We start from the raw sequence: 2,948 nt of genomic DNA on the forward strand, positions 1-2,948 counted from the left end.
AACTTATACAGACGAGGCCCATCGTGAGAAATAAAGCAATTTGTATCAATGACTTAAAAGGCATTTTACACGGACAAACCATTGTCTCTATTCAACCAGTTGAACTCAGCCCACTTGCGAAAACTGAGATTATTGTCGCAATGGCACAAGCCGCAGAACAAGCTGGAGCGAAAGCACTCCGCATTGAAAGTATCAACAATGTGAAGGCGGTTTCTGAACATGTCAGCATACCAATTATTGGTATTGTGAAGCGTGATTTAGAGAATAGTCCGGTAAGAATTACGCCTTATTGCAGCGATGTCACTGCACTGGCAGAGGCTGGGGCAACCATCATAGCGTTTGACGCAACTGACCGAATTCGACCAGAAAGCCGCGATGCAATCGTCACCGCAATTAAGGAAACAGGTTGCTTTGCGATGGCGGACAGTTCATGTTTTGAAGACGGTCTTTGGGCCCATCAGCATGGCGTCGAGATCATTGGATCAACGTTGTCAGGTTATGTTGGAGAAAGTGAACCAACTGAACCAGACTTTGAACTGGTTAAACAGTTTTCTAAAGCGGGTTTCTTTACTATGGCAGAAGGCAGGTACAACACACCTGAACTTGCCGCTAAGGCCATTGAGTGTGGTGCAACAGCAGTAACCGTTGGTTCAGCCTTGACACGATTAGAAGTCGTAACGAACTGGTTTAATAAAGCAACTCAAGCAGTAGAGGCGTAATAATGAACATCCTAGCCATTGACATTGGCGGCACAAAAATCGCGTTGGGGTTTGTCTCAAATGGCAAGCTCTGTGAGCGAATGCAAATCCCGACCATTGACGTAACTTCTGCAAATCAATTTGCAAACCATATACTGCAGCACTGCGAACCTTGGTTAGAAGATGTGGATCAAATTGGCATCTCCACTACGGGGTTGGTTACAGAACAAGGGATCAGCGCCATTAACCCAGACACATTGGCCTTTCCCACTCCTTTCCCACTCCATACTGAAATCAAAGCACAAACAGGCAAGCCAGTCGCAATGCTAAACGATGCGCAGGCAGCGGCATGGTATGAATACTTGCACTTAACCGATCAAGAAAAAAACATGGCCTATCTAACGGTATCAACCGGTGTCGGTGGCGGCTTGATTCTTGATGGGAAGCTTCATCGCGGACAAAACAACTTTGCCGGACATATAGGTCATTTAGTGATTGATCCCAACGGGCCAATTTGTGGCTGTGGTCAAAGAGGTTGTGTCGAAGCCATCGCCTCAGGGACAGCCATCAATAAATACGCCCAACAGACAATTAATAACACCATTTCTAACGTCGAACTTTTTGAGCAAGCGCACCTTAACCCCTCTGCCGAACACATTATTCAGCAAAGCGCCCAAGCTATCGCCACGTTATGTTGTAATTTAAAAGCCACCCTTGATTTAGATGTGATCGTAATCGGGGGGGGAGTGGGTCTTGCGGCTGGTTATTTAGAGCGGGTAGCACAGCACATTGAGATGCGTCCGCGTCCATTTCAAATCAAGTTAGCACCAGCAAAGGGCAATCATGATGCTTGTCTGTTAGGGGCCGCCGCTCTTTTTGAACACTGAGTTTAAGTGTATTTGGGCTCTGTATATACCACGTATTTTATCAAGACTGCTCTTCAATTAAGAGCGAAAGGACTATTCATGACACTCAAAGCAATCTCAGCGCTGCGTATTTTTGATGGTGAGAAGATGCACTACGAATCCGCATTACTTTGGCAGGAAAACCACATCGTCTCAATCGTGCCTGAGAATCGTATTCCTGCGCAAGCCGAAGTCATACGCTACCCTTCATCTACGCTTACACCAGGGTTTATCGACCTCCAAGTAAACGGTGGCGGCGGTGTCATGTTCAACCAACAAACCGACGTCAAAGGCATTGAAACCATCTGCCATGCCCATAGAAAACATGGTACTGCTTACTTGCTACCTACGTTAATCAGCGACAGTTCAGAAAAGATCAAACAAGCCTTGTTGGCTACTCGTTCCGCTCTAGAAAATAAAACTAAGGGCGTATTGGGTGTCCACTTAGAAGGACCATGGCTAAGCCCGGAAAAAAAAGGCGCTCATGATACCAGTCATTTTTACGACCCTACCGTCGCCGGACTCCTCGACCTTCCTTGGCTAACTCAGGGAAAAACGCTTATTACTTTAGCTCCTGAAGCTGTAAATTCGGCCGCTATTGACTGGCTTTCTCGTAAAGGGGTATTGGTGTCTTGTGGCCATAGTAATGCAACAGAGCAGCAACTAAGCGAAGAAACCTTATCCCATATTGATGGCTTCACACACCTATACAACGCAATGTCTCCTCTAAACGGCAGAGAACCGGGCGTTGTTGGCACAGCGTTAATGACTGATCACGCGTGGTGCTCAATTATTACCGATGGGATTCACGTTGCCCCTACAAACATCAAGCTTGCCCACCGAGCAAAACCGAAAGGAAAATTGCTAATTGTCTCAGATGCTATGGGCTCAGTCGGTAGCGCAGACAATAGCTTCGTTCTCAACAACGAAATTATCAAAGTTGTTGAGAACAAATTGGTCAATTCGAATGGCAACCTAGCTGGTGCACATATTGGTATGGATCAATCTGTTGCTAATATTATTGCATGGGGAATTGATGAAGAAGAAGCTTTTAAAATGGCATCGACTTACCCTGCACATGCGTTGCGAAGTGGGAGCTCTCTTGGTTACTTGAAAGAAGGATATATTGCAGCAGCAACAATTCTAAATGATAGCTATCATACACAAGCAGTTCTCGTAGACGGAGAAATTTGGAAAAGCTAACTCAAGTCATATCGCAAGCGGCAGATATCAACTCACGAAGCTCCGAGTCTGCAGTAGCAATAGTAAACTAACGAACTTATAGGGGTGGGATAATTTCTTAGTTTGGTCGAACATAGTAAAGTCACTTTTATTGTGACTCTAC

The 2,948-nt window shown here is 45.6% G+C and carries 3 protein-coding genes; all 3 read left to right on the forward strand.

What is annotated here, in order from left to right; translation table 11 throughout:
• Nucleotides 1–38: 38 nt before the first annotated feature.
• The 3 genes from AB4653_RS15925 to nagA all read left to right on the forward strand — a co-directional run bounded on the left by AB4653_RS15925 (nt 39) and on the right by nagA (nt 2,806).
• Nucleotides 39–719 carry a putative N-acetylmannosamine-6-phosphate 2-epimerase gene (locus tag AB4653_RS15925; RefSeq protein ID WP_372071310.1) on the forward strand — a complete coding sequence of 227 codons (681 nt, stop codon included), beginning with the start codon at nt 39–41 and terminating at the stop codon, nt 717–719.
• A 2-nt stretch (nt 720–721) separates the two neighbouring features.
• Complete coding sequence (locus tag AB4653_RS15930) at nt 722–1,585, forward strand: N-acetylmannosamine kinase (RefSeq protein ID WP_102257789.1); 864 nt, start codon at nt 722–724, stop codon at nt 1,583–1,585.
• A 78-nt stretch (nt 1,586–1,663) separates the two neighbouring features.
• A complete protein-coding gene (gene nagA / locus AB4653_RS15935; protein WP_009847250.1) occupies nt 1,664–2,806 on the forward strand; it encodes an N-acetylglucosamine-6-phosphate deacetylase in 1,143 nt (380 codons plus the stop codon).
• Nucleotides 2,807–2,948: the final 142 nt, after the last annotated feature.

This window comes from Vibrio sp. 10N.222.48.A3, from assembly GCF_041475345.1.
GTDB classification, from domain to species: Bacteria; Pseudomonadota; Gammaproteobacteria; order Enterobacterales; family Vibrionaceae; genus Vibrio; species Vibrio tasmaniensis_A.